A 6,771-nucleotide genomic window follows, 5' to 3' on the forward strand; every position below is an offset into this window, starting at 1 on the left:
GCCAGATCCAGCCGGCTCAAGAACCCGTCACCAGCCATCTCCTCGAGCTCGTTGCGATAGTAGAAGTTCTCACGGCGATGCTGATCGCCGAAGAACAACCAGTTGCGGCCGGTGTGCCCGAGTGCCCGCCGCTCCTGCAGGAATCCCCGGAACGGGGCGATGCCGGTGCCGGGGCCGACCATGATCATCGGGGTGCCCGCGCCCTCGGGTGGACGGAAGTGCGGTGAGCGTTGCAGGAAAACCGGTGCGGCCGCAGCCCGGTCAGCCAGGAAGGTGGAACACACCCCACTGCGCATCGTCCCGCCGGCGCCGCGGTAACGCACCACCGACACCGTCAGCTGTATCTCCCGTGGACTGACCAACGGACTCGACGAGATCGAGTAGTTGCGCGGGGTGAGTCGGACCAGCACCTCCTGCCACTGTTGTGGGTCGGCGCGGACCGCGAACTCGGTGACCACGTCCAGGCCGTTGCGGTTGTGCAACCACCGACGGTGCCGTTCACCGGAACCGCGCAGCCGCTTGGCCGCGGCCCGGTCGGTGCAGGAATCGGCGACGAACCGCAGCAAGTCCGGGGTGATCCGGCAGATGTCGTAGGAGCAAATGAGCGCGTCCCGCAGGGACTGCTCGACGCCGTCGACCTCGATCACCGAGTCGGGGTTCAGCGCGGTGGCCGCCAGCCAGGCGTCCACCACGGCCGGGTCGTTACTGGCGTACACGCCGAGTGAGTCGCCCACCGCGTAGCCGACGTCGTAATCGGAGATGTCGAAACCCAACTGGCGCACCTCCTTGGCCGCCCCGGGGGCCGTCAGCACCTCGTTACGTGTCACCGTCGCCAGAATCGGCTTGGCTCGGGTGAATTCGTCGGGCTCGGTGGGGATGACGGTACGGCCTCGGCCGATCACCACCGGTTCGGGCGCCGCACCGGTGAGTGCCTGGGTGACCGCCTCGGCCCACGACCGCAGCGGCTCGTCGTCGTAGGCCTCACACTCGGCGCGGTCGAGCAGCTTCGTGGCCCCCAGATCGGCCAGCCGGTGATCCAGAGCCTTGGCGTGTCCACAGAAGTTGCCGTAAGACCGGTCACCGATCCCGAGCACCGCATACCGAATGCCGTGCAGCGCCGGGGCATTCGGAGCCTGCAGCCGGCTCCAGAAGTCGGCCCCGTTGTCCGGCGGGCCCCCGTCCCCGAACGTGCTGGTGATCACCAGGATGTCACGTGCAGCGGCCAGATCGGCAAGGTCGAGCTCATCCATGTTGACCAGGGCGGCGCCGTCGATGCGGCCCGCGAGCCCAGCCGCGAACTCCTCGGCGGTCCCGGTCTGGGAGGCCCACACCACCAGTGGGCCGCCCGGTACCGAGCGTTCGACCCGGCCGACACGCGAATAGCGCCCGGCCAGCAGACCATCCACCCAGAGCCGCACCTTGGCGCTCACCGGCGCGACGTCGGGCAGCACCGGCACATCGGCCGGGGCATCCGGCAACCCGGTGAAAAAGCCGGCCAGATAGATCTTTTCGTCGAGGCTCAGCGCGGGTTTGGGCGCGGCACCCACACCCATTTCGATCGCCAGCGGATGCCGGGCGGCTGTGCCGTCAACCGAACGGGCCGGGCGCAGGCTCACCGCGCACACCTTGAATTCCGGCTGCAACGACTCCGGGTCGACGGCGTCGTTGGTCACCGCGTTCACGGTGAGGTATTCGCCGTGTTCGTCGTTCCAGTGAAACGGTGCGAAACAGTTTCCCGGCCGCACCCGGTCCGACACCACCGCGGGCAGCACCGCGCGGCCGCGCCGCGACGTCAACTCGACCGGTTGTCCGTCGACGATGTCGAGTTCCATGGCGTCGACCGGGTGGATTTCGACGAACGGCGCCGGGTTGAGTTTGTTGAGCTTGTCCACCGTGCCGGTCTTGGTCATGGTGTGCCATTGATGTTGCAGCCGACCGGTGTTGAGCACCATCGGATAGTCGTCATCAGGCATCTCCGCGGCGTCCATGTGCGGCCGAGCGTGGAACACCGCGCGCCGTGACGGCGTGGCGAAGGCCAGCCGCGGCCGCCGGCCGTCGGCGTCGACGAACAGATCCTGGCTGACACCGTCGTTGAGATAGCGGATGGGGTGGCGATCGTCGTCCGCGCCGGGGTCGTCGACCGGCGGGACCGGCCACTGCAACGGTGTGCGCCGCAGCCTCTCATAGCTCGCGCCGCGTAGGTCGTATCCGGTCGCCGGATTGGCGAACCCGCGGATCTCGTCGAAGATCTCTTCTGCCGAGGCGTAGTCGAAATGCTCGGCAAAACCCAAGTGCGCGGCCAGCTGACAGATCATTTGCCAGTCCGGCCGCGCCTCACCGACGGGGTCGACCGACTGGGACAACAGGGTGAGGTTGCGTTCCGAATTCACCATGACGCCTTCGGATTCCGCCCACAACGCGGCGGGCAGCAGGATGTCGGCGTAGTGATTGGTCGCCGTGGAACGGTAGGCGTCCTGGACGATCACCAACTCGGCCGCTTCCAGGCCGTTGATCACGGTCTTACGGTTGGCCACGCTGGCAACCGGATTCGTGCAGATGATCCAGCACGCCTTGATCTGGCCCTGCGCCATCTGCTCGAACATGCCGATCGTGCCCGGCCCCGCCTCGGGGCGGATGGTGCCGGGCGCCAAACCCCACCGGGCCTCGACGAACTCGCGGTCTTCAGCCGCGAACACGCTCCGCTGGCCGGGCAGACCCGGACCCATGTACCCCATTTCGCGACCACCCATGGCGTTGGGCTGGCCGGTCAGCGACATCGGCCCACTTCCCGGGCGGCAGATGGCGCCGGTGGCCAGGTGCAGGTTACAGATCGCGTTCGTGTTCCAGGTGCCGTGCGTGCTCTGGTTCAGACCCATCGTCCAGCAGCTCATCCACTCGCCGGCCGCGCCGATCATCGCTGCCGCGGTGCGGATGTCGGCCTCGGGGATCCCGGTGATCCCGGCGACCACCTCCGGCGGGTAGTCGGCCAGGAATTCGGGCATTCCGTCCCAGCCGGTGGTGTGCTCGACGATGAACTCGCTGTCGATGTCGCCGTTGTGCACCAGCAGGTGCAGCAGACCGTTGAGCAGGGCCAGATCGGTCCCCGGTTTGATCTGCAGGAACAGATCAGCGCGTTCGGCGGTCGCCGTGCGGCGCGGGTCCACCACGATCAGCTTGGCGCCGGTCTTGAGCCGATCGGCCATGCGCAGGAACAGGATCGGATGACAATCGGCCATGTTCGCGCCGATGACGAAAAACAGGTCGGCCCGGTCGAAGTCGGTGTAGGACCCCGGAGGCCCGTCGGCGCCGAGCGACTGTTTGAAACCCGTACCGGCACTGGCCATGCACAACCGCGAGTTGGATTCGATATGCACCGTGCGCAGGAACCCCTTGGCCAGCTTGGTGGCCAGATACTGTGCCTCCAAGGACATCTGCCCGGACACATACAGCGCCACCGAGTCCGGGCCGTGCTCGTCGACGATGGCCCGCAGCCGGCGGCCGGCCTCGGCCACGGCATCGTCGACCGGGGTCGGCGTCAGTTCGTCGGCACGGGTGGGCCGCAACAATGCCGACGTGAGCCGCTCGTCGTCAGCGGCCATCATCTCGGCATGCATCGCGCCCTTGGTGCACAGCCGACCGAAATTCGTGGGGTGGAGCTTGTCCCCGCTGACCCTGGCGATCACCGTCCGGCCGGCGTCGACTCGGGTGCTGACCTCGATGCCGCAACCCACACCGCAGTACGAGCACGCAGTCCGGTGGGTCGCCTCCATGCCCACATCGTCGGGTGAGGGTGTTGTCGGATCTTTCCGGCGAGGTTATCGCCGCGAAAACTGATCCTCACCGCTGCGGTACCCGCGCGGTGAGGACGATTTGCCCAGGTCAGCTACCCCGGCTTGACGGCCAGCACTGGTTTGGGGCACTCCAACAAGAGTTGCTGTGACACGCTGCCCAGCAACAGCTTGCCCACCGGACTGCGGTGGCGGATGCCGATCACCAACAGCTCGGCGTCCTCGCGATCCATCGCGTCGAGCAATTCGGTGGCGGCGTCGACCCCTACCGGTTGCCGGAACTCGAACGGTACGCCGCTCTCCCGCAGCCGCTCCTCGACATCGTGGATCTGCCCCGAGCGGGCGAAGCGCGCGTCGACATACGCCTCCCCCGACGTCGAGTTGATCACCAGCAAGCTGGTGCCGCGCAGCTTGGCCTCGGCAATGCCGTGCTCGATGGCGGCGGCACCGAAGGCGTCCGCGGAGTAGCCGATGACTATCATTGTTGGACCGCCTTCTGCTGCTGATCCGCATCATCCTCGACGATCAACAACGTCTCCTCACTGCGGTGCATCAGCTTGAGCACCAACGGCATCAGCAGCAGGATCGCCATGAGCACATAGGTGACGATCGCCACGGGCTCAGTGAACAGGCTCGTCCAGTCACCGCCGCCGAGTTGCAGGCTCTGGCGCAGTTGCCGTTCGATACGTGGTCCGAGGATCACTCCGATGATCAACGGCAGGATCGGCAACCCGAACCGGCGCATCATCAGGCCCAGAAGCCCGAACACCAACAGCAGGGCCAGATCCAGTGGCTGCACGTTGACCGCGAGCGCGCCCAGCGTGGCGAAGAACAGGATGCCGGCGTACAGGTACGGCCGCGGGGTGCGCAACAGCTTGGCCCACAGCGGCGCCAGCGGCAGGTTGAGCACCAGCAGCAGGAAGTTGCCGATGAACAGGCTGGCGATCAGCGTCCAGATCAGCAGCGGTTCCTTTTCGAAAAGGGTTGGGCCGGGCTGAATCCCGTAGGACACGAACGCGGTCAGCATCACCGCGGCGGTGGCGTTGGTCGGCAGACCGAGTGACAGCATCGGAACCAGGGTGCCCGCGGCCGACGCGTTGTTGGCCGCCTCCGGTCCGGCCACCCCTTCGATGGCACCCTTGCCGAACTCCTCGGGATGCTTCGACAGCCGCTTCTCGGTGATGTAGGACAAGAACGTCGGTAGCTCAGCTCCTCCGGCCGGCAGCGCCCCGAACGGGAATCCGTAGGCGGTGCCGCGCAACCACGGCTTCCACGACCGCGCGAAATCCTGCCGGCTCATCCACGGCCGGCCCACCGGGATCACGTCGGCCGGCCGGCGGCGCAGGTGCGCGGCCACCCAGAGTGCCTCGCCGAGCGCGAAGATCGCGACGGCGATCACCACGATGTCGATGCCGTCGGACAGCTGCGGCAGGCCGAACGTGGCCCGGGGCTGGCCGGTGAGGAAGTCGATACCGACCACGCCGATCGCCAGGCCCAGAAACAGCGAGATGGCACCGCGCAGCTTCGACGACCCGAGCACCGCGGTCACGGCGACCAGGGCGAACAGCATGATGGCCAGGTAGGACGGCGCGCCCAAGGTGACCGCGAACCGGGAAATCGGTGGGGCGAACGCGGCCAGCAGCGCGGTGCCGATCGCCCCGGCGACGAAGGAGCCGATCGCCGCGGTGGCCAACGCCTGCGCGGCCCGTCCGGCCTTGGCCATCTTGTTGCCCTCGATCGCGGTGATCACCGACGACGACTCCCCTGGGGTGTTCAGAAGAATCGAAGTGGTTGAGCCGCCGTACATCCCGCCGTAGAAGATCCCGGCGAACATGATGAACGCGGCGCTGGGGCTGACGTTGTAGGTCACCGGCAGCAGCAACGCGACCGTCATGGCCGGTCCGATGCCCGGAAGCACGCCTACCGCGGTGCCCAACAGCACCCCGATCACCGCGTACAGCAGGTTCATCGGGGTGGCCGCCTCGGCGAACCCCTGCAACAACCAGTCGAAGTTACCCATCTACAGAATCCCGTCCAGAATGCCTGCGGGCAGCGGGATTCCGAGCCCGGAGTAAAACGCATAGAAGCTGCCGACCGACAGCACCGTGCCGATCACCAGATTGCGGATGTAGTGCCGGTTACCGAGAACCGTTGCCGCCCCGGCGAACAGCAACGCCCCCGTGATGGCCCATCCCAGCGGTTTGACCGTGACGATCACGAAGACGAACAGCCCGACCAGCAGGCCCACCGTGCGCCAGTCCCCCGGCATGTCCGGGTCCACGTCCTCCCCCGCGTCGGCCTCACCAACCGATCCCCGTCCGATCGCCACCGCAAGCACCGCCGCGAGCACGATCAGCACGATCCCGATGCCCAGCGGAAATGCCCGCGGGCCCACCGGATCGACCTTGGCGAACCCGCCGGTCAAGGTGAGCGCGTCATAGATCAGGAACCCGCCGACGGCGACCAGGACCACGCAGACCAGATACTGCGCCTTGTCGAGCTTCACAACAACCCCAATTCGTTCAGCGTCGTCGAGACGCGGTTGTCCTGATCGCGCAGGAACTGTTCGAACTCGTCGCCGGTGCTGAACGCATCACTCCAGCCGTTCTTGACCAGCGCGTCCCGCCACTGCTGGGTGCCGTGCAGTTCGGTCAGGGCACGCACCATGGCCGCCTTGGCCTCTGCTGAAATACCCGGCGGCGCAAGGATTCCGCGCCAGTTGGTGAACGTCAGGTCGATGCCGGCCTCGGTCAGCGTCGGGGCATCGATGCCCTCGACCCGCTCTTTGCCCGACACCGCCAGCACCCGGACTTGGCCCGCCTCGATCTGGTCGACGAACTCACCCAGGCCCGTGGTGCCCGCCGCGATCTTCTTGCCCAGCAACGCCGTCAACAGGTCGCCGCCGCCGTCATAGGTGATGTAGTTGACCTGCCGCGGGTCCACTCCGACCGCCCGCGCGGTTTCCATCGGGAACAGATGGTCG

The 6,771-nt window shown here is 67.0% G+C and carries 5 protein-coding genes; all 5 read right to left on the reverse strand.

The window, feature by feature from the left end:
- Positions 1-3,770: bifunctional nitrate reductase/sulfite reductase flavoprotein subunit alpha (locus A5699_RS04450; RefSeq protein ID WP_067765979.1), on the reverse strand; the 3,770-nt coding region annotated here is incomplete at its 3' end.
- Positions 3,771-3,883: 113 nt separating this feature from the next.
- Positions 3,884-4,270: a universal stress protein gene (locus A5699_RS04455; RefSeq protein ID WP_067765982.1), complete on the reverse strand. Its 387-nt coding sequence runs from the start codon at positions 4,268-4,270 to the stop codon at positions 3,884-3,886.
- Positions 4,267-5,808 (reverse strand): tripartite tricarboxylate transporter permease, encoded by a 1,542-nt coding sequence (locus tag A5699_RS04460; RefSeq protein WP_067765985.1) that lies wholly within the window; start codon positions 5,806-5,808, stop codon positions 4,267-4,269. The genes A5699_RS04455 and A5699_RS04460 overlap by 4 nt, the downstream gene beginning before the upstream one ends.
- Positions 5,809-6,294 carry a tripartite tricarboxylate transporter TctB family protein gene (locus A5699_RS04465; RefSeq protein WP_197508185.1) on the reverse strand — a complete coding sequence of 162 codons (486 nt, stop codon included), beginning with the start codon at positions 6,292-6,294 and terminating at the stop codon, positions 5,809-5,811.
- On the reverse strand, positions 6,291-6,771 hold a 481-nt coding region (locus A5699_RS04470), incomplete at its 5' end, for a tripartite tricarboxylate transporter substrate binding protein (protein ID WP_255378755.1). The genes A5699_RS04465 and A5699_RS04470, both read right to left, overlap by 4 nt.

Source organism: Mycobacterium sp. E802, assembly GCF_001666875.1.
Classification (GTDB): domain Bacteria; phylum Actinomycetota; class Actinomycetes; order Mycobacteriales; family Mycobacteriaceae; genus Mycobacterium.